The 20,245-nt window shown below is 46.4% G+C and carries 19 protein-coding genes, 2 tRNA genes and 1 riboswitch; of the genes, 18 read left to right on the plus strand and 3 right to left on the minus strand.

The features are described from left to right. Positions 1 to 105: 105 nt before the first annotated feature. The 13 genes from ACFVS2_RS16540 to ACFVS2_RS16600 all read left to right on the plus strand — a co-directional run bounded on the left by ACFVS2_RS16540 (position 106) and on the right by ACFVS2_RS16600 (position 14,648). Complete coding sequence (locus ACFVS2_RS16540; RefSeq protein WP_390235696.1) at positions 106 to 1,581, plus strand: spore germination protein; 1,476 nt, start codon at positions 106 to 108, stop codon at positions 1,579 to 1,581. Positions 1,582 to 1,598: 17 nt separating this feature from the next. Beyond that, the gene (locus ACFVS2_RS16545; RefSeq protein WP_390235698.1) at positions 1,599 to 2,702 is read left to right on the plus strand and encodes a GerAB/ArcD/ProY family transporter; all 1,104 of its coding nucleotides are present in this window, start codon (positions 1,599 to 1,601) and stop codon (positions 2,700 to 2,702) included. Then, entirely contained in the window at positions 2,699 to 3,802 is a 1,104-nt protein-coding gene (locus ACFVS2_RS16550) for a Ger(x)C family spore germination protein (protein ID WP_390235700.1), read from the plus strand. Before ACFVS2_RS16545 ends, ACFVS2_RS16550 begins: the two co-directional genes overlap by 4 nt. A gap of 344 nt (positions 3,803 to 4,146) precedes the next feature. After that, a complete protein-coding gene (locus tag ACFVS2_RS16555; RefSeq protein WP_390235703.1) occupies positions 4,147 to 5,433 on the plus strand; it encodes a copper resistance CopC/CopD family protein in 1,287 nt (428 codons plus the stop codon). Positions 5,434 to 5,448: 15 nt separating this feature from the next. After that, entirely contained in the window at positions 5,449 to 6,072 is a 624-nt protein-coding gene (locus ACFVS2_RS16560; RefSeq protein WP_390235706.1) for a YcnI family copper-binding membrane protein, read from the plus strand. Between the two features lie 277 nt (positions 6,073 to 6,349). Continuing rightward, positions 6,350 to 7,591, plus strand: coding sequence for an MFS transporter (locus ACFVS2_RS16565; protein ID WP_390235708.1), 1,242 nt, complete (start codon positions 6,350 to 6,352; stop codon positions 7,589 to 7,591). Positions 7,592 to 7,746: 155 nt separating this feature from the next. After that, the gene (locus tag ACFVS2_RS16570; protein ID WP_390235711.1) at positions 7,747 to 8,226 is read left to right on the plus strand and encodes a DUF4265 domain-containing protein; all 480 of its coding nucleotides are present in this window, start codon (positions 7,747 to 7,749) and stop codon (positions 8,224 to 8,226) included. A gap of 170 nt (positions 8,227 to 8,396) precedes the next feature. Further along, positions 8,397 to 8,618 carry a WYL domain-containing protein gene (locus ACFVS2_RS16575; RefSeq protein WP_390235714.1) on the plus strand — a complete coding sequence of 74 codons (222 nt, stop codon included), beginning with the start codon at positions 8,397 to 8,399 and terminating at the stop codon, positions 8,616 to 8,618. A 98-nt stretch (positions 8,619 to 8,716) separates the two neighbouring features. Then, positions 8,717 to 8,983 (plus strand): hypothetical protein, encoded by a 267-nt coding sequence (locus ACFVS2_RS16580; protein WP_007725051.1) that lies wholly within the window; start codon positions 8,717 to 8,719, stop codon positions 8,981 to 8,983. Positions 8,984 to 9,226: 243 nt separating this feature from the next. Continuing rightward, the gene (rsgA, locus tag ACFVS2_RS16585; RefSeq protein WP_173618687.1) at positions 9,227 to 10,312 is read left to right on the plus strand and encodes a ribosome small subunit-dependent GTPase A; all 1,086 of its coding nucleotides are present in this window, start codon (positions 9,227 to 9,229) and stop codon (positions 10,310 to 10,312) included. 136 nt (positions 10,313 to 10,448) lie between these two features. Then, positions 10,449 to 10,550, plus strand: a riboswitch (purine riboswitch). Positions 10,551 to 10,780: 230 nt separating this feature from the next. Then, positions 10,781 to 11,371 carry a xanthine phosphoribosyltransferase gene (locus tag ACFVS2_RS16590; RefSeq protein ID WP_056489798.1) on the plus strand — a complete coding sequence of 197 codons (591 nt, stop codon included), beginning with the start codon at positions 10,781 to 10,783 and terminating at the stop codon, positions 11,369 to 11,371. Positions 11,372 to 11,403: 32 nt separating this feature from the next. After that, positions 11,404 to 12,714: a nucleobase:cation symporter-2 family protein gene (locus tag ACFVS2_RS16595; protein WP_007725043.1), complete on the plus strand. Its 1,311-nt coding sequence runs from the start codon at positions 11,404 to 11,406 to the stop codon at positions 12,712 to 12,714. A gap of 830 nt (positions 12,715 to 13,544) precedes the next feature. Continuing rightward, positions 13,545 to 14,648 carry a chymotrypsin family serine protease gene (locus tag ACFVS2_RS16600; RefSeq protein ID WP_390235719.1) on the plus strand — a complete coding sequence of 368 codons (1,104 nt, stop codon included), beginning with the start codon at positions 13,545 to 13,547 and terminating at the stop codon, positions 14,646 to 14,648. Positions 14,649 to 14,653: 5 nt separating this feature from the next. On the opposite strand, the gene ACFVS2_RS16605 is transcribed toward ACFVS2_RS16600, so the two are convergent. From ACFVS2_RS16605 to ACFVS2_RS16615, 3 genes are all read right to left on the minus strand, one after another. After that, positions 14,654 to 16,375 carry a protoglobin domain-containing protein gene (locus ACFVS2_RS16605; RefSeq protein ID WP_390235721.1) on the minus strand — a complete coding sequence of 574 codons (1,722 nt, stop codon included), beginning with the start codon at positions 16,373 to 16,375 and terminating at the stop codon, positions 14,654 to 14,656. A gap of 153 nt (positions 16,376 to 16,528) precedes the next feature. Beyond that, positions 16,529 to 16,954 carry a metallothiol transferase FosB gene (fosB, locus tag ACFVS2_RS16610; protein WP_390235723.1) on the minus strand — a complete coding sequence of 142 codons (426 nt, stop codon included), beginning with the start codon at positions 16,952 to 16,954 and terminating at the stop codon, positions 16,529 to 16,531. 102 nt (positions 16,955 to 17,056) lie between these two features. Beyond that, the gene (locus tag ACFVS2_RS16615) at positions 17,057 to 17,281 is read right to left on the minus strand and encodes a hypothetical protein (protein ID WP_007722024.1); all 225 of its coding nucleotides are present in this window, start codon (positions 17,279 to 17,281) and stop codon (positions 17,057 to 17,059) included. 134 nt (positions 17,282 to 17,415) lie between these two features. Here ACFVS2_RS16615 and ACFVS2_RS16620 point away from each other — a divergent pair, with 134 nt between their 5' ends. From ACFVS2_RS16620 to ACFVS2_RS16640, 5 genes are all read left to right on the plus strand, one after another. Next, entirely contained in the window at positions 17,416 to 17,922 is a 507-nt protein-coding gene (locus ACFVS2_RS16620; RefSeq protein WP_390235726.1) for a hypothetical protein, read from the plus strand. A 116-nt stretch (positions 17,923 to 18,038) separates the two neighbouring features. Further along, positions 18,039 to 18,115, plus strand: a tRNA-Pro gene (locus ACFVS2_RS16625). 17 nt (positions 18,116 to 18,132) lie between these two features. Then, a tRNA-Leu gene (locus ACFVS2_RS16630) sits at positions 18,133 to 18,215 on the plus strand. 164 nt (positions 18,216 to 18,379) lie between these two features. Next, a complete protein-coding gene (locus tag ACFVS2_RS16635; protein ID WP_390235727.1) occupies positions 18,380 to 19,495 on the plus strand; it encodes a response regulator in 1,116 nt (371 codons plus the stop codon). 121 nt (positions 19,496 to 19,616) lie between these two features. Next, the gene (locus ACFVS2_RS16640; RefSeq protein WP_390235729.1) at positions 19,617 to 20,087 is read left to right on the plus strand and encodes a 23S rRNA (pseudouridine(1915)-N(3))-methyltransferase RlmH; all 471 of its coding nucleotides are present in this window, start codon (positions 19,617 to 19,619) and stop codon (positions 20,085 to 20,087) included. The last annotated feature ends 158 nt before the right edge of the window (positions 20,088 to 20,245 follow it).

Below are 20,245 nucleotides of genomic sequence, written 5' to 3' on the forward strand. Positions count from 1 at the left end.
TTGTTTTCATTTTGTCTGGGAGCGTACTCTTCGGCTGGAAAGGGGAATAGAGAAAGGACATTGGAAAAATAATAAGGGGACACCATATATTGGGGTAAACATAAGATGACAACCAACATGATTTCTGAATCCGTTAGCGAGACGCGAGAAAGATTATGGGATCACATGCGAAATCCGCGATTGGTGTTTCGTAATTTTTCTTGTGGAACCAATAGCTTGTTGTTAGCCTACCTCCCCTATCTAGTGGATACGGTCATTCTCCAGCAGGTGTTGCTTCCCTATTTGGAAAGACTACCTGACGAAAAGATCGTTCCTGATACGATTTTGGGGAATGTTCCTGTTGCTCATGTCACCCAAACCTTGGATTACAGGGAAGTCAGCGATTATCTCGTGAGGGGATGGATTTACCTTCAAATAGAAGGAACGGCGTGCGGGATTCTTCTCTACGTAGCAAGAATACCGAGTCGTTCTTTGGGAGAGGCTCAGGTCGAAACCCAGATATTCGGTCCCCAGGTTTCTTTTACGGAAGCCTTGGAAACCAACTTAGGGATGCTACAGGGATATCTGTCGACTGATTTGCTTACCAACGTATCCATTACGATTGGGAAGCGCAGCATGACAAATGTGGAAATATGTTACATGGAGGAACTGGCTGCTCCTGAAAATGTTCAAACCGTCATTCAACGTATAAGCGATCTAGATATAGACGGTGTGATTGACAGTGGAAAATTGGTTCAACTGATTGATGACAATACGTTCTCTATTTTTCCGCAGTTAATCCTAACAGAACGACCTGATCATGTAAGTGAAGCCCTGTTGGAAGGAAAGGTTGTTGTGTTTGTGGAGGGGAGCCCGTTTGCTATCGTCGGTCCCAGTTCCTTCGTTGACTTTTTCAAGTCCAATGAAGATCTCTATGTCCGGTGGCAAATGGCTTCCTTCATCCGATTGTTACGTTTCTCGGCCCTTTTTGTCTCTTTGTTTTTTACAGCTACTTATGTGGCTGCACTTACGTTCCATTATGAAATGATTCCCTCTGCTCTCCTTGTATCGCTAGTAAAGTCTCGTTCCAAGGTGCCTTTTCCCCCATTGTTTGAAGCTTTGCTGCTTGAGATGATTATTGAATTCCTGCGGGAGGCTGGAGCAAGACTTCCTTTCAAAGTTGGGCAAACGATAGGGATCGTCGGCGGTATCGTAATTGGACAGGCAGCCGTTGCAGCGGGTTTTACCAGTAACATCTTGATCATGATTGTGGCACTCAGTGCATTAGCTTCGTTTACTTTTCCTTCCTACATGATGAGTACGGCAGTACGCATCCTCCGCTTTCCGATTATCCTGTTAGCTGGAATTTGGGGAGGCTTTGGTATTATGCTTGGCGCGTCTTTTCTATTGATACACATCCTACGTCAATCAAGTCTGGGACGTCCGTTTTTTCTACCCTTCTTCCCTTTTCGCTTGCAGGATTTTAAAAACAGTCTGATCCGGTTTCCTTTTGACTCTCTCGGCAAGCGTCCGGTTATGACACGTTCTCCTGACGATACCCGTGCGCCTGATGAAGTCGGGAAAAAGAGACCAGTTCAGTAGTTAGGTGTTGAATGTGAATGTCACTGTCCACTTTTCGTCGGAACAGCCATATGGCTATCAGCGTATCGCTTGCGCTATTTATGGTTCATGGCAATCAGGTTGGAATCGGCATAGCTGGCGTACAACGGTTTATTTATGATAGGGTGCAACAAGACGCTTGGATTGCGGTCATAATAGCAGGCATTATGACACATATAGCAGCGTGGTTCATGCTAAAAATCTTAGCGAAATTCAAAGACATGGATTTGTATGACATTCATCAAAGTGTATTTGGAAAATGGCCGGCTCGCGTTCTCAATTTCATCTTTATCGTATATATCATGGGGTCTGCCTTAACAATCTTGAGAGGGTACATCGAGATCATTCAGTCATGGATGTTTCCAGAAGTGCCTTCTTGGATATTAAATGCCGCCTTGCTTTGCCTGACCGTTTATGGAGTGACGGGTGGCATTCGGGTGTTGGCTGGCATTAGCTTTTTTTCTGTTGGATTGACGATTTGGCAGCTGCTGCTCATGGCTTATCCCATGCAATACGCCGATTTTCATTTATTGCAGCCAGTATTTCATCATGATATTGGAGAGTTATTGGACGGTGCGAAGAAGATGTCTTTTTCTACTATCGGATTTGAGATTATTTTGTTCATCTATCCGTTTGTGAAGGAAAAGAAAATACTACCGCGGTATGTACATGGTGGGTTGTTTATGACTACCTGCTTGTATGTTGTCGTCATGTTGGTTACACTCTTGTACTTTCAAGGCGAACAGCTTCAGCATCTGATCTGGGCAACGTTCATGATGATGAAAATTGTAGAGTTTCCGTTTTTGGAGCGTTTTGAGTTTGTGTCCATTTCACTGTGGATGCTCGTCATGCTGGATAATTTGCTGATGGACTTGTGGATAGCCATGCGGGGGGTTCACCATATTAGTGGGGTCAAGGAAAGAATGGCCCTTTTCGGGATTGTTGGTGTCATGTTTTTTGCTAGCAACTTTTTGGAAACACGCCAGTCGATTAATCTCATCACGGATATTTTCGGAGGAGTAGGTTTCTATATCATTTTTGTTTATCCGATTGTGCTTTATGTAGTGATTCGGCTGTTTCGGAAAGGAGCAGTCCGGACATGAAAAGGTTACGGTTGCTTGTTCACTACTTATTAGTGGTCGTGTTATTGAACGGCTGTGGGGAGCAACATGTATTAGAAAAATTGGGACTGGCGGTTGCAGTGGGATACGATCTTAGTAAAGATGGACAGCTGTTAGGTACCACGGTATTTTATCAAATTGACCCGGAGGCACGTGAGTTAGTCACTGTGATTTCGGGCACAGCGCATACAAGCAAAGGACTCACCCTGTCACAGAACAGGGAGTCTTCCAAAAAAATTGTAGGCGGTCAAATTCGCGTCGTGGTCTATCACGATGAGTTAGCGCGCAAAGGGATCCTTTCTCTTGTGGAAAACTTAACGCGAGATGCCTCCATTGGAAGCAATGTATATCTAACAGTATCCAAAGGACGAGCTTATGATATTTTGACACATCGGTATCCCGAGAATAGCAACATTGGAATTTACCTGTACCAAGCCATACGACAGAACGTCGAAGGAGAGAATATGATCTCCTCGAAACTTCATGAGTTCATGAAAGATTATTATGCAGTCGGGAAAGATCCTGTGATGCCTTATATCGAAAGAGTAAAGAATGAATTGCATATTAATCAAATTGGTTTATTTCGAGATCAAAAACTGGTGGCAGAGATTACAACAAGGGAAGGATTTTTCCTCAAGGTATTACGTGAGCGTTACAATAAGGGAGAATTGGAAATAAACATTTCCCTCGATAAAAAGCGTCTTTTTACTGTCATTGAACATATCTCAAGCAAAAAGCAAATTAAAGTGCTGGATTTGGAGAAACCAAGATTTTCTGTGAAAGTCAAGATGACAGCGCAGATTCAGGAAATGGCTGAAAAAATTGATTTATCAAAGCCTGAGCAGTTGAAAAAGGTACAAAAAGCAATCGAATTGGCGGTAAAAAAAGAGACGGAACATTTACTGGAAAAGTTAAGAAAACACGATGTAGACCCGGTAGGATTTGGAGAAATCTACAATATAGCCAGTCAAAAGAGCGGGAAAAAGAAATTGAGTAAAGATGAATGTCGGGAAATCATGAAAAGGGCGAAATATGAGGTGGATGTCGAGATCAAGGTTTTACGTACAGGCGTCATTGGGTAAAAGGAACAAAAATACATAGCGCGGGATTATCCCGATTTTCTACAAATCGCCGATGTATTGACCGAACGGATTACAGGCGCCAAAAAAGTCATCCTGCCTGACTCAGCCCATATCCCACCGATGGATCAACCAGAGGTATTTAACAAACTCGTCCTGGAATTTCTCGCACAAAGCATTGTAAGATCATTCTAATACAGTTTGAAAAGGCATGGATCGGAGAGAATTACCGCTCATGCCTTTTTTTGTTTTCAACACTTTGCCACATCAGATAGCCCGATGGAGCCATATAGATTCTCGTACTATTTTGATAGGATTAAGGTCGAAATAAGGAAGCAGGTGATAGGGTGACATACAACATCAGACATTATGCGGTTGTGTTTTTGCTTGCCTTCTTACTTGTACTGACAACGGGTATGACAACTGCTTACGCCCATGCTGGCTTGATGAGCAGCTCACCGCAAGATGGTGAGGTACTGAAGGCGAATCCAGGACAAATATCTGCGCGGTTTACCGAAACATTGGAGCCAGATCTTGTTAACGTGCGTCTATTTGACTGGGATGGCAAGGAAATAAAAGTGGAGCGGCCGACATTGCAGCCGGGTGATGCCTCGCAGCTGAATGCGAAACTGCCAACCGATTTGGCTGAAGGGACGTATTCGGTTATCGTGTCTGTCGTTTCCGAGGATGGACATCCGATCGAAGAGAAGCTCACGTTTTCCATCGGACAAAAAAGTGCAGTCGTGGTTCCGCCAAATGAGCAAAAAGCAGATTCAAGCTACTTGATCATGTACCGCTATTTGGCTCAAGGAATTATTCTCGTAGGTGGCGGCTTGTATCTGGTAGCGTGGGCAGCACAGCGTCATAGCTTGCCTTCACTTGCCCAGCTCATCGGGATTGGCAGACAAATTGGATGGAGTTTGGCGATCATCGGACTTATATTTTTGTGGTTCTTGTATGACGAATCGTTAACCGCTGTATCACTTACGCAAGCACTGTGGCAGATGGACGGGAACTTGCTCAGTCAGTCTCCGTTTGCGATTATGCTTCTGGTGTCCTTTGTATTACTGTTATTGATCGCGATCCCCAATATGGTGTCCGGCTGGTATGTGGGAATCTGGATTCTTTTGATCAGCGCACAAGCTTTTGGTGGTCATGCATGGGGCATTGCCCCTGTCTGGCTGTCCATTTTGCTGAGACTGTTGCATGTATTGACGGTCGCAGTGTGGATAGGAGCACTTGTCTACTTGCTACTTACAGTCAAAGTGGCTGAAAGAGGACAGGAGTCGTTCAAGAGGTTCTTTTTGCAGACAGTTGCTGTGGCGGCAGTGCTTGCTGTCGTGACGGGTGTTGTTATGCTCAGCGTGCAGACGGATCTCATGAATATTTTCCAGAGTACAACGGCATGGAGCTATCTGTTATACGGAAAAATAGCAAGTGTCTGCCTCATGCTTCTTCTAGCCTTTCGGCAAACAAGGCGCTGGCGGACGAAAAATTCCTTGCAGCCTGCTTACTTGCGTTGGGAGATTGTATTCGGGATTATCGCTGTTCTGGCTGGACTTTGGATGAGCCAAATCAACTACCCGACTGCGACGACAAATAATCAGGCCGTGATTCAAACAGATTCAAACTAGGGAGGATTTCATACGATGAAAATGAAAAAATGGATGAGCAGTGTACTGGTAGCAGGTGCAGTTTTGACGTTGGCGACAGCAGCACAAGCACATGTGAACGTATATCCGAAAGAGGCTACTACAGGCTCCTATGAAAAATACACCGTGCGTGTTCCAGTAGAAAAAGACGTCAACACGACAAAAGTGAAGCTGGAATTCCCGGCAAATGTGAAGGTAAATTCCGTACAACCGATTCCGGGCTGGACCTACGAGTTCGAAAAAGATAAAGACGGTGTGAACACAGCACTTGTGTGGACAGCAACAGAAGGTGGAATCAAGGCGCATGAGTTCCAAGAGTTCACGTTTGTTGGGGCAAACCCGAAAGAAGAGGGCCAATTGGCTTGGAAGGCTTATCAGACCTATGCAAATGGTGAGGTTGTGGAATGGACAGGGGACAAGGATTCCAAAACGCCAGCGTCTGTCACTACCATTAAGACTGGTGTAGGCGAAGCAGGGCATGAGCATGGACAAGAACAAAAGCCGGCAACCGCTCCTGCCGGGGAAGCGGCGAGTGCAGGCAGCAACAATACCTTGCCATTGGTACTTTCTGGTTTGGCGTTGCTGATCTCCATCGTTGGTCTTTTTAGAAAAAAAGCGTAAGTGCTTCATAATCAAGCTGTGCAGTGTGTCCAATCATGCTGCACAGCTTTTTTCCATTGTGTGGCAATTAAAATAATTCTATAATAGCTATAATTACTTTCGGAGGTGTATATCACATGTTAAAAACACTATTCAGAGCAAGCAAGTACACAGGAAGGAAAAATAAGAACGGCAGCATGACGCGTACGCATTTTGCACAGTAGAGGATTGTAGAGTAACGATCCGTATGTGAAAACGGAACGCGTCATCTGCCTAAAAAAAGGTGGATACTGCTTCCATGTTCATGAATGCGACAAAAGTATATATGATCAAAAGTTTTTTGACTTCCCTGGCCAATACGACCATGTTCACGACCTATGCGCTTTACTACATTGTGACACTGGGCTTTAACCCGTTTGAATTGCTATTGATCGGGACGGTATTGGAGTTATCCGTGTTGGTGTTTGAAGGGATAACAGGTGTAGTGGCGGATACGTACAGTCGCCGTCGCTCTGTCATTATCGGGATGTTTTTGCTGGGAATCGGATTTGCGATGCAGGGGATCGTTCCCACGCTTGATGCTTGGGTACCGTTGATTTCTGTCTTCGGCTTGGTGCTGTTTTCGCAAATCATCAGTGGTCTGGGGTATACGTTTATCAGTGGAGCGGATACTGCATGGATTGTGGATGAGGTCGGAGAAGAGAAGATCGGTACGATTTTCATGAAGGCTAAGCGCTACTCCTTGTTTGGAAATCTGCTCGGGATCGCACTTAGTGTGGCGTTGGCAACACTCGCTCCCAATTTGCCTTACCTCATAGGTGGCCTCATGTATCTGGGGCTTGGTGTCTTTCTGTTTCTGTTCATGAAGGAGACCGGTTTTGTTCCTCGTGAGCGTGAGCAAGGTGCATCCCACGTGAAGGAAATGATTCAGACGTGGACTTCGGGCGCCAAAGTGATTCGTAGTCAGCCGATTCTCATGCTGATCTTGTTCGTGACGCTATTTACGGGTGCAGCTTCTGAAGGGTATGACCGTTTGTGGGAAGCGCATTTGATCGGAGAAATTGGCTTTCCAGAGCTCGCTGCTATTTCGTTGCCAATGTGGTTCGGGATCATTGCCGCACTCGCTAGCTTACTTGGCATCATCGTCGTAGGTATTGTGGAAAAAAGGCTGGATGTGAACAATGAGCGGGTTGTCCTTGTGGGGATGTTCACGTTGACGGGGCTCAAAATTGCAGCGATGATTGCTTTTGCCTTTTCCCCGAGCTTTGGCTGGGCGTTAGTAGCATTGCTGTTGATCGGTGTGATCCAGTCATTAAGCAGTCCGCTGTATGATACGTGGCTGAATCTGAACATTGAGAGCAGTGTGCGAGCGACGGTTTTGTCGATGATGGGCCAGTCCAATGCCTTGGGACAAACGGCAGGTGGTCCGGCTGTCGGATGGATCGGGACCTGTTTTTCGATTCGCGCTTCGTTGGTTGCGGCGGCCATCTTGTTGGCACCGATTTTGATTGTGTTCGGACGTGCGCTTAGAAGGCGCTGAGTTGTAACAAGCATAAGGCATGTGTCCATTTTTAGGGCGCATGCCTTTTTTGTTGAGGCAATAGCTGGGTGGCGAAGCGCAACGTGACTGAGGACTTTTTTGGTATAATCAAGAAAAAATAAACCTTCAAAATAGAGATAGGTGTGGAGCATCGTATGGAAGAAAAATTAACAGTCATTAAAGTTTTTGCTGGCACAAGTTCACAGGGAACAGTTTTAGAAGAGCTTCCTGCAGAATACCTAAGCGATCAAATCTTCAAATTATGTGCATCTCCAGGGCTAGCTCTCGGTCTTGCGAAAGGAGATACAATAAAACTCGATCCCAACGGCGATTTTGAATTAATAAAGCATGGTGGAAATTTCTGTATTCAAATTTACAAAGAGCAGCCTATCAAAGAAAAGATAGAAGCAGTTGAATCTTTAGTCAAAAAAGAACTTTCAGGCTCTCTAGATGGATTTTATAATGGTTCACTCGCGTTTACTGCTCCAATCAGTAATGGATTTGATGCAACCAATCATACGTTCAATAAAATTAGAGACGTACTAGAAGCAGAGTACTATTACTCTAATATTTACAAGAATCCATATGATTTTGAAGATGAAGAGTTAGTTAGTTGGGCGGAAGATCTGGATTAATCGTCTGAAAACGTCAGTTCTTCAGCAATCTGCACTATCTCTGGGATGGGGACTAGTATGTGTTTATGGGTCTCTTTTTCTTTTGTAAAGGGGAACTTGCGAACGAATGTTCTCTTTTGGTATGATGATCTCAACAACATGAAGACACATTTTGTGGTGGTGACAGCCTGATGATTCAGGAGCTGAGAAGGTACGCAACCCAGCAGCAAGCAGTGGAGATCATCTATTTGAAGAAGGATGGAGAGGCTAGCAGGCGTACGATCCGTGTGGTGAATATCGATGAGAACAAAGGGAGCTTGAAAGCATACTGTTATATGAGGAAGGCGTATCGTGCGTTTGCGTTGGATAACATTTTGGCGATCGCACCTGTGTCTGGACATTTTGCCGGATGAAAAAGAATCACACCCCACGCCCCCAGCCTATTCCAGACATACTATGTTATACTAAATAGGTAAACAACTTCAAAAAAGAGGAAGGGCGGGGACAAACAATGGAGTTCTTCATTGTCATCGTCATCATGTTTTTGATCGTAGTATTTGTCTTAGCGTCCAAAGCTGCAAAAGGCGGAAGTGGGCGCTCTCATTCCTCTTCAGACAGCGGGGGCGGAGCCTTCTATGTCGACAGCAATCACAATCACCATCATCGAAATCACGACTCAGGCGATCGTTGGGATAGTTATGACAGCGGAAGCGATAGCGGTAGTGGTGGAGACAGTGGTGGTGGCGGAGATAGCGGAGGCGGCGGCGGGGGAGATTGACTCTGTTGCATTTTGTTTCATTATGGTACAATAATTGGGAAATATGATTCCAAACCTGAATGGTAGGTTTGCTAAAGGAGAGATGTTTTATGGTAGTCATCAAATTTGTTCAGAGTGTCGTAGTCGGGGTCACAGGAATCCTCCTTTCAAGCGAACAGTAATACCGTTCACCAAATGAGGATTCGACTGTGACTGGTTCAGGCTGATAGCCGTATATTTAACCAATTGCAGGGGGAATCCGCAGTGAATCAACTAACCAATCAACAAGTATTGCAATCTATGGGCTGGAATGAGTATTTTGCTAATCATTTTGCCCCTTATGCCGAGCAAGGCTACAGTGTGGGACGTATCACACTCGAACATAAACGTATTTATCGTCTGTGGAGTGAGCATGGCGAACTCTTGGGCGAAGTAACGGGCAAGCTTCGTTATGAAGCCATCGGACGAGAAGATTTTCCAGCTGTCGGGGACTGGGTAGTAATCAGTGCTCGTCCAGAGGAAAAGAAAGCCTCCATCCACGGACTTCTTCCACGTAAGAGCAAATTTTCCCGTAAAGTAGCTGGGGATACTGTGGAAGAGCAGATTGTGGCGGCTAACGTCGATACCGTTTTCCTTGTGAATTCCTTAAATAATGATTTAAATCTGCGCAGGATAGAGCGCTATCTCATTCTTGCGTGGGAAAGTGGAGCCAATCCAGTGATTGTGCTTTCCAAAGCTGATTTGTGTGACGATCTGGATACATGTATGGCAGAGATAGAATCAGTCGCAATCGGAGTGCCTGTTCACGTAGTCAGTGCTGAGCAGGGAGAAGGACTGGATCAGCTCGCGCCTTATCTGAGCGAGGGCCAGACGATTGCCTTGATGGGTTCCTCTGGTGTTGGCAAATCCACGTTGATCAATAAATTGAGCGGAGCAGAGATGCAAAAAGTCAGTGGCGTGCGTGAAGGTGATGACCGTGGTCGCCATACGACGACACATCGCGAACTGTTCCGATTGCCGAGTGGTGCTCTGATGATCGATACCCCGGGCATGAGGGAGCTGCAGCTCTGGGAGGCAGATGAAGGCTTCCGCGGTGCCTTTGACGATATCGAGTCCATTGCGGAAACATGCCGTTTCAATGATTGTAAGCATATGCGTGAGCCTGGCTGTGCTGTTCAAGCTGCCATCCAATCTGGATCATTGGAAAAAGCACGCTTTGACAGTTACCTGAAGCTTCAACGCGAATTGGCACATTTGGCGCGTAAAGAAGACGCAAGGCTTGCTGCCGCTGAAAGGGATAAATGGAAAAAGATCAACGTTCAAATGCGGGAGAAAAAACCGAAGCGATAAACACGAGAGCCCTTGAGAAATCAGGGCTCTTTCTTTTATATGGACAAGTAAGCGCTTCCCTTTACTTTCAAAAATTAACGCTTGCTCACAACGCGGGAATTGTGATAGATTTGGTCAATACTCGTTATTACACTTCGAAATAAATAGATAGGTAGCTCGTATAATTTTGGGAATAAGGCCCATCCGTTTCTACCAGGTGACCGTAAATCACCTGACTACGAGTGAAAGTGCGTCTAGGGTTCCGTCTCTTTCCTATTCCAATAATAGGGTTAGAAGATAGCTGGTCCGAGCGACGCAGGCACGATTGATGTGTCACACCTAAGGGATAAAAGCCCAGAGGGACAGTTTCACTTGGCGTTGGTTTGTTACGTAGCCCGCTTGTGACACTGTCCGCTCTGGGCTTTCTATATTTCAGCAGGCCACAGGCATAAAAAAGTGGCCGGAACCATATCCGAGGAGGAAGAATTGATGAAAGAATTACAAGAGCGCATCGTACAGGACGGCAAGGTACTGTCGGCATCCGTTTTGAAGGTGGATGCGTTTTTGAACCACCAGGTAGATCCACAATTGACGATGAAGATCGGACAGCGTTTTGCCGAGCTGTTCGCTGGTGAAAAAATCACAAAAGTCGTGACGATTGAGGCAAGTGGAATTCATTTTGCTATGGCGACTTCCTTTGCGTTGGGTGTTCCCTTTATCTATGCGAAAAAGAAAAAAGCTGTCACGTTGACAGAGGAAGTATACTCTGCTCCTGTTCATTCCTTTACCCGTCAGGAAACGTATCAAATCAGTGTTTCCCGTCAATATTTGTCCAAAGAAGACCGCGTATTGATTGTCGATGACTTCTTGGCTACCGGAGCTGCTCTGGTGGGACTTACGAATATTGTCAAAGATGCCGGTGCTCATCTCGTCGGGGTTGGCGCTGTTATTGAAAAAAGCTTCCAGGAAGGCCGTGGTCTCTTGGAGCAAGCTGGCGTACGAATCGAATCATTGGCACGTATTGAATCGATGTCACCAGAAGGCATTCACTTTATTGAAGAAGAGCCTGCACGCGTATAATCAAAAAATTAATAGGAGGTAAGGGTTCACTCATGCTAGCCAAACATAAGATTGTTACTTTGGGCTTACAGCACATTCTTGCCATGTATGCAGGAGCCGTCGTCGTACCGTTGATTATCGGTGGTGCTTTGAATCTGACTCCTACGCAAATCGCTTATTTGATTGCTGCCGACCTTTTCACATGCGGAATCGCGACGCTCTTGCAAGTCCTTGGCACGCGTTATACAGGGATTCGCCTTCCCGTTGTGCTAGGCTGTACGTTTACAGCAGTAGGACCGATTATCGCGATTGCTTCTACGAGTAATCTAGCCACCGCTTACGGTGCCATCATTATATCGGGTATATTCGTTGTTTTGGCAGCTCCACTGTTTGGCAAGCTGCTGCGCTTTTTCCCAACCGTGGTACAAGGTTCAGTCGTTACGATCATTGGACTGTCGCTCATTCCCGTTGCGATGAACAATGCGGCTGGCGGACAAGGCATGCCGGACTTTGGACAACCGCACAATTTGCTTTTGGCTTTAGGAACGTTGGTTATCATTTTGCTTATTAATCGTTTCTTTACCGGATTTATTCGTGCGATTTCCGTATTGCTCGGTTTGATTGTCGGTACGGCTGTAGCTTACATGATGGGGATGGTCAGCTTCGCGAGTGTAGCGGAAGCCTCTTGGTTTAGCGTGGTTGAACCATTTTACTTCGGTACACCACAGTTCAGTATTGTGGCCATTGTAACCATGATTCTCGTCAACATCATCAGCATGGCTGAGTCCACAGGTGTTTACTTTGCGCTCGGTAAAGTGACCGATACAAAAGTAACGGATCAAGATGTAGTCAAAGGATTGCGCGGGGAAGGGGTCGCAATTGTACTGGGCGGCATTTTCAACGCATTCCCTTACACGGCTTTTTCGCAAAACGTTGGACTGGTTTCCTTGACTGGCATTAAATCGCGTGACGTGATGATTGGTGCCGGTGGAATCCTGGTAGTTCTCGGATTACTGCCGAAGCTGGCTGCTTTGACAACAGTTATTCCTAACGCGGTATTGGGTGGAGCGATGATTGCCATGTTCGGGATGGTAGTTGCATCTGGTATCAATATTCTCTCGCAGGTTGATTTGAATAAAAACGAAAATCTGTTGATCGCTGCTTGCAGTATCGCTGTTGGACTAGGCTCTGCTGCAGTTCCAGCGATGTTTGATCAACTGCCTACTTTGGCAAAAATGATGCTGCAAAATGGTATCGTGACAGGTTCTTTGACGGCCGTCATCTTGAATATCTTGCTCGTTCATACGAATAAAAAAGTATCTCAGACTGCTCCGGCAAATGTAACTGTTTCGGAAGCGTCTTAACCTTATCAAACAATGAACCGCCACTTCCTGATTAGATAGGAGGTGGCGGTTTTTGCGTTGGAAATGTGGCTGTAGTGGAGAGAAGAATATTTCCAGTCTAGGCTCCAGGCTCCGTCCCGCTGGGGGTCAAGACTGCCCGCTCCGAAGGGACTCGCGGGGAAACGCAAAAGTGGTAGCCGCTTCGTAGCGCGAGCACGGTTGCGTTTCTGTTGCCCGCGAATCCCTTCTCCGCTCGGTAGGACTCCACAAGTCGCTACGTCTGGAAATATTCTTCTCTGGCGTATCTGATCACATTCTTCAATCTTTTAAGGCATTAATAAATCGGATAAAAGGAAAGCTCGTAGAGGAAACAGGAGAAAAAAGCGAACAAGGTTTTTTCCCGTGACACGGTTGCGTTTCTATTGCCCACGAATTGCTGCGAAGCTGAGTCGGACTCGACATGTCGCTACGTCTGTTTTCATTCCTTAAAAGCCCCTTGAAAAAACCACTGGCTCGCCAGGAAACAGGAGAAATAAGCGAAGATCTTTGGGACACCAGCCGAGGCGCAATGGAAAAAGAGAAACACGCCCTTAAGCGTCCACCTCTGAGAAGCCTCCCTGAACCTCTACTTTGGACGCGATTTCGCTTTTTCCATGGAGCCGTGCAGTCCATCCCCCTAGCAGGTGGCCCAAGAAGCTGGAGCGTTTTCTCCTGTTTCCTCCCACCACGACAGCTCGAACAAGAGCTTTTAAAAAAGGCTTCCCCGCAATGACAAGCGTCCAACAGTGCTGGCCAAGTTTTACATACGATGACCATGTAAAACAAACTACCTCCAGAAAGGAAGGGGTGCCATGGCAACCTTTCAGGAAGCACTCCTGGCCAAGAAGCATTTGGTCAATAGGTGGAAGCGAATGCCGGGCGTAATTGGCATCGGGATTGGCTACGCAAACGGGAAAAACAAAAAAGGCGGCGCCTGCATAGTGATGTATACCGTCAATGCGAGTGCCGCCGTGAAGAAGAGCTGCCCGAGTTGCGTCCTTGTCAAAAGACAGGTGGCGACAGCCCATGTATCCGTTCCTGTTCGAACGGTCACCTCTGGACAGTGCCATTGTCATCCTGCTGTACGTCCCTCTGCAACGAATTATCGCAGCAGAATCAGACCTGTGATCGCTGGATATAGCATCGGCTACCCAGGGGCGTCCGGAACGGCTGGGTTAATCGTTGCCCGAGGAGGCCAACGGTTCGTGTTGAGCAACAATCACGTACTGAATCGTAACAATACGAGCGGCTATACCGAGACCATCCAGCCTGGAGGAGCAGACGGCGGCCGTTCAGGAAGAGACCGAATCGGACGATTGTATCGCTATATTCGGCTTCGAAAAAATGCAGGCAATCGAATGGATGCAGCGATTAGTATCCCTACTTCGAATCGACTCCTTGCCCCTCGTTATGCAACAGTGGGCAGAGTACCAGGTGTGATTCGTTCGTATGGCATCGGGCGCAGATTGAAAAAAGTGGGCCGTTCATCAGGGCTGGCATGGGGAACGGTTGAATCCATCCACACCGATATTGATGTCAGTTACGGGAACTACGGAGGACTGGGGACCATCCGTTTTCAGAATCAGACGGTCATTAGAAGTCCGGTTCCCATCTCCTTGCCTGGAGATTCTGGCTCTGTTTGGCTGACTGCGGGCAACTATGCGGCAGCTGTGAATTTCGCTGGTTCAGCCAATGGCAGACTCTCGATTTCGTATCCGGTTGTCTGGGCATTGCAAGCGTTTGGCGTCGGGGTAGCAAGAGCAGCCGGGACAACTGGCAGGCCAGTTGCCAAAGCCAAAAGAGTCAGGAGAAACAACGCTCGTACGAGACCACTTTCTGCCACTGAGTTAAACCGTGTCCAAACAAAAAAAGCTGCCTCCAAAAGGCAGCCGGGCAAGAAAAAGACGAATAGATAATAACATTAGGAAACTTCTTCGGCTAACTGATCCAGTACGTGGAGAATTCGTTGTGAGATATCTTCTAGCGTATCAAACGCAGCTTCTGCTTCCTCTAGTTTTCCTTGCTTGACGAAGTGGTAAATCCGTCGAACAGTTTCGTGGAACTGTCGATGAGGCGCATCTAATTGCTTGAAAGAAGGCAAGGTGCTCAATGATGGATTGTTCAGGGCTTCGACATACCAAATCCCCAAGCGGCATTGATGATGGTCGACGAGTTCTTTTTCATCAATGTGGTGATACCCAAGCATGAAGTTGTACAGCCACCATCTCCATAAGAGATGGTCAGTTTTGACGATTCGCAAGTAATGCTTGGTCTTTAAGTGGCTCGTTTGCGTGATGCTCAGCTTGTGCAGGCTGTTAATGCCAGCGCCAACATCATAGACGTTTTTACCTGCATTCGAGACGTGCGAAGAGACTTGCTCCATATTCGTCTGGACTTGCGATATGCGCATTGAAATATCATCTGTGGCAGCAGACTGCTCTTGTGCCAATGCTGCGATGTGTCCGGTGGAATGCCCGACAGTCTCAATATTTTGCACAATATCTCCTAATATCCCAATCGCATCACGTGTCTGAATCACTTTATCGCTAAAATGGTCGCTCATGAGAGTGGCCGTTTCTTTTACCTGGACAGCTTCATTCTGGACATTGTTGATTGTGACTGTAATGCTTTGAACGGATTGCTTGGTCTGTTCGGCGAGCTTTCGCACTTCATCTGCTACGATAGCAAAGCCGCGTCCGTGTTCGTTGGCTCGCGCTGCCTCAATCGACGCATTCAACGCAAGAAGATTGGTTTGATCGGCAATATTGCGTATGACTTGGACGACCTGGGAAACTTCTGCAATGGACGTCATTAATTGAGAAATTTTTGTTTGCATCTCTTGGAATTCATCTGCCATGGAAAGAAAGCTGGTCAATGACTCTTGGATAATATCTTTGCCCATCGTCGCTTGCTCAATAGTAGTGGAAGCACTCTCTGCGACAGAGACGGCTGATTGAGCCACTTTTTGCACAGATTCGCTTAGTTGTTCGGCAGCAGATCCCACATTGCCAGCTTCCTCAGTCGTATCCTCAAGCGTGTCCAGCACATGCTTGAATTTATCGATCTGAATCACTAATTCCAGAACTTCGCCCAGGCGATCAATGACTTTGTAATCATTATCCTCCTGATACGATTGGAGGACGATTTGCGAATCAAGCGTGATGATCTTCATGAGTGCCAACAGGACGGATGATAGTTCTTGAGGACGTTTCGAATAGGTGTTGACGATTGCGGGAATCAAATATTCATAGACCCGCAAGTAAGAGCCCGTATACCATTCTGGCGCAAGTCCAATTTTGCTGTGGACCTCTCCAATTTTCTTACGCCCGGCTACATAGGCGTCGTCTAGCTTGCCATGTGGAAGCGATTGCAAATAGTGACGAAAGGACACGGCCAATCGATCAACCGTCGTATGCGTTTCGATGATCTGCACAAGATGGGAGTATTCGCGAAGCATGTGGTAATGACGCTCTGTAATAGCCTCTAGGTGTTCTGTTAGGAGTGGTTCAATTTGTTTCAACCGATCAAGGTCTGTCTGACTCATTTGCAAAAAATGAACTTTCCCCTGTAGCTGATCGGGCATTTGGATATCGCTCTTTTGAATTGAGGCGGAAACGGTTTGAGCGCCACGCTTACCAAACATAAAATCCCTCCATATTTTACGAAAAACGGGCCTATTCATAAAAGAAATAGGCCATAAGTGCTTTTTAGATTATAGCACTGACGTATGGAGCTGAATCTTTGGAACTATTGTGATTTTGTGAAAAGTATATTAAGAAATGGGTAACGTCATCGATTATTCAAAAAAGGTCATATGATGCTTTTCGTCCCGGTAATAAGCAAGACGGTCCTGGAGAGTGCCTGTATGTAATTCGAACTTATGCCCATCAGGGTCAGTGAAATAAATGGAGCGTTTATCCCGTTCCGAACGATCCCGTCCATGCAAAATGGTAACGCCATGCTTTTCTAAATGAGCATGCCACTCATCAAATGACTCTTCTGTGATGGTGAAGGCCATGTGTGTATAGGAGTGAGCAATTTCATGGCGTGGGATGTCTGGTTCCTCATTCAGCGCCAACCAGTAGCCATTCAGGTCAAAGTAAGCCAGCTTGCGACCTCGTACTAGTGGTTTAGCATGTAGGACATCCCGGTAAAAACAAAAAGATTTCTCCAGATCTGAGACAGAGAAAAGCAAATGATTCAATCCTTGAAGTTGCGGCAATACGTCCCCCACCTTTTTTTAGCAATAAGTTTGCAGCTATTGCTATTGTATGGGGAAAACAGGCAAACCACCAGTCTACCCCCGGGTCTGCCTGCCATTTGTTTAGGATTGGCTTTGTTGAGCTTGTGCTTGGGTTTGCAGCGTGGATTGGACTTGGGACACCATCGTTTGCGCTTGGGCAATTTCCTGAGACGCTTGCTTCAAGGCTTCTTCGGCGAGCTGTGGATTGGCTGCAGATTGCTCGATTGCTTGCGTAATCATATTTTTTGCCAGCGTGGTGGCTACCTCTGCTTTTTTAAGCGAGTCGGTGTTAATTTGGCTAGGCATGATGTACCTCCTGCGGATTTCGATGATGGGAACACCGTATTAATTTGCCCCGCACGCAACGGTTTATGTATAGGGATACGCGTCCAACCGTTTTCCTCCCGCGATGCATAGTCTGACAGGGGGAGGGACGTCATATGAAAAAGCAATGGGTGCAAGTCATTCGATTGGCAGAGCAGGCTTTCTTTACGATTATCTTTTCCGCGCATAAGCGGGTGGGGGATCGCGGAATCATCTTGCCGAAGCGGTTTAATTCCAAGTTGAAAATTCGCCGTTTCTTGCAAAAATTCATGACCCCTTGTCTGGCAAATCGAGTGATCGGCAATCTTGATTTGCGGCGAATAAATGGACGACTCGCGATCCCTGTAGGGGATACGATAGGGGCGCCACCGATTGTAAAATCAAAGGTCCTGTCTTCGGGTAGTAGATGTGCGACGCTTGTGGTATGGTTTGCCTTCGATCCAAGTGATCGATTTTTCCGTGTGTACCAGTTGAAAAAGCTTCCGAATGGGCGCTGGATCGTTGTCGGGCGTCATCCGCTGGACTATCCGTTTAATCTTCCGCAGGATTTCCTAAAACGACAAATACCATGTGGAAAAATATGTACAACATGGAGAGGGGAGGTAAAAACTAGGAAAAAATGACTATATTCCAAAAAAATCCGGTATTGCTATTGGTTCAATTTGCCTGTATAGTATGTAAGTGTTGCAATACTTATCGGAAATTGTCGAATGAGAGAAGGTCCGATTTTGCTGGCAATCGGGAAGTAGCTCAGCTTGGTAGAGTACTTGGCTTGGGACCAAGGGGTCGCAGGTTCGAATCCTGTCTTCCCGACCATGTTTTATTTTGAATAGGCCGGTATGGCGGAATTGGCAGACGCGCGCGACTCAAAATCGTGAGGGAAACCGTGGGGGTTCAAGTCCCTCTACCGGCACCAGCAATCTATACATATGGTTTTCGTTATAAGGTGGGGAACAGTGAGTAGGCCTGTTTCTCACTTTTTTTTGTTCTTAAAATCATCGTCCATTATACCGACAATAGTTAGGGAAGATCGCATGGAAGCAGCAGGACAAACAAAGCCTGCCAAAGGAGAGGACGACAGTGATTAAGGTAATGATAGTGGAAGATGAGAAACCCATCCTTGATCTCATGAAGCATGTAATCGGACAAAACGATCACTATACCATCGTCGGAGCTTTCACACATCCACTGGAGGCGTTAGCTAGTCTATCCGATCTGTGTCCTGATGTTGCATTTTTAGATGTCGAGATGCCGAAAATGAATGGACTTGAGCTTGGATCCAAAATAAATGAGCTGTCTGAGCATACAAAGATTGTTTTTACGACAGCGTATAAACAGTATGCACTGGATGCGTTTAAGGTGTATGCGTTTGACTATATTTTAAAACCAGTAACGCCTGCGGCCATTGAACGAGTGACGAATCGGTTAGTGAAACAGCTGCAAATGAAAGCACCGATGAAACAAGTCGAAAAGAACGTGTCCATCCAATGCTTCGGTGGTTTGGATGTTCGTAATGGAAGTGGTGAAGTGGTTCGTTGGCCGACGAAAAAGAGTGAGGAGTTGTTCGCCTACTTTCTCTGCCATCCCAAGCAGGATATCAGCAAGTGGCATCTGACAGATCTGTTATGGCCGGAGATGGACGAGAGCAGAGCTACGCATAACCTGCACAATACCATGTACCGACTGAAGAAAATCATGAAGGAGCAGGAACTCTGCATCGATATACAAAAAACGGGTGAAGGCTATCTATTTCACCCGATGGATCAGACGTACGATTTATTGGCATTCCAGCAATTCGATCTCTCTTCGTTAAAGGATAGGAAAAGCGCAGGAGGAGCCGAAAACTTGTGTGCAATGTACAAGGGGGCCCTTTTTGATCGCAAGGATTTCTTGTGGAAAGCCCCTCTGGAAGAACGGTACCGGAAAAAGTATACGGAGCTGATGTGCAAACTGGTATCGCTCGACATTGCCTCAGAGGAGTTACCAAGGGCCGTGCGCAGGCTAGAAGAGTACTTGGCGGTGTACCCTTTGCACGAGGAAATGAATGTCGCTTTGATGGATATATACGCAAGAAGCGAGCAAAAACAGAAAATCGTCCAGCACTACGCCAGGTTCGCTGATGCCTATCGGCAAGAGTGGGAAACGGATCCACCCGAGGAGATAAGTCGGTGGGTATCGCGCGTAATGGGACAGTGAGACAGGAAGACATGATTCTTCCTGTCTTTTTTTGCCCTCGTAACGTAAGACATCTGATCGTGTGAGAAGTTTGGGAGAAAGAATTGCTATCATTCCAAGAAAAAGGAAGAAGGCGAGTTTCATGCAGTTCACCATTTTGTCTGTGGGAAAACTCAAAAATGATGTCCTGCCACGTGTGGAAGCGTACAGCAAACGATTGGCCGTCTATTGCAGGATGAACATCGTCGAAATTCCAGAAGGAGCCTGCAAGGAAAGCATGAGCAGCTCTGAGATCGAACAAGTGAGGCTCTCGGAAGGACGAAACATTCTCGCACAAGTCAAACAAGAGCAGTATGTCATTGCCCTCACTGGAGAAGGAGAGCTGTGGACCCCGAAGAGGTTGTCTGTGCAGGTAGAAGATTTGTCAGCGGAAGGGCGAAACGAGATTCTCTTTGTCATTGGTGGCTCATTTGGTTTATCAGAGGAAGTATTGGTCAGGGCAAATGAGCGGCTGGCATTCCCGAAGAAGGCGTATCCGCATCAGTTGACGCGTTTAGTCGTATTGGAGCGCTTGTACAGAGCGTTGCGAATCAGTTTGGGAGAGCCGCTGTGATAGTCTAGTTCAACAAGAAGATGATAATCGGAAAAAGGAGTCTCGAACTATGAGGCTCCTTTTTCTTTGTACGTAATAACATTGTGAGATTTTTGTGAGGGGGAAATGGTACTCTTAGAACAAGAAGATCGTACATATTCGAGCTCTGTCGGGGAAGG

Origin of the sequence: Brevibacillus sp. NPDC058079 (assembly GCF_042885155.1) — a bacterium.
Taxonomy (GTDB): domain Bacteria; phylum Bacillota; class Bacilli; order Brevibacillales; family Brevibacillaceae; genus Brevibacillus.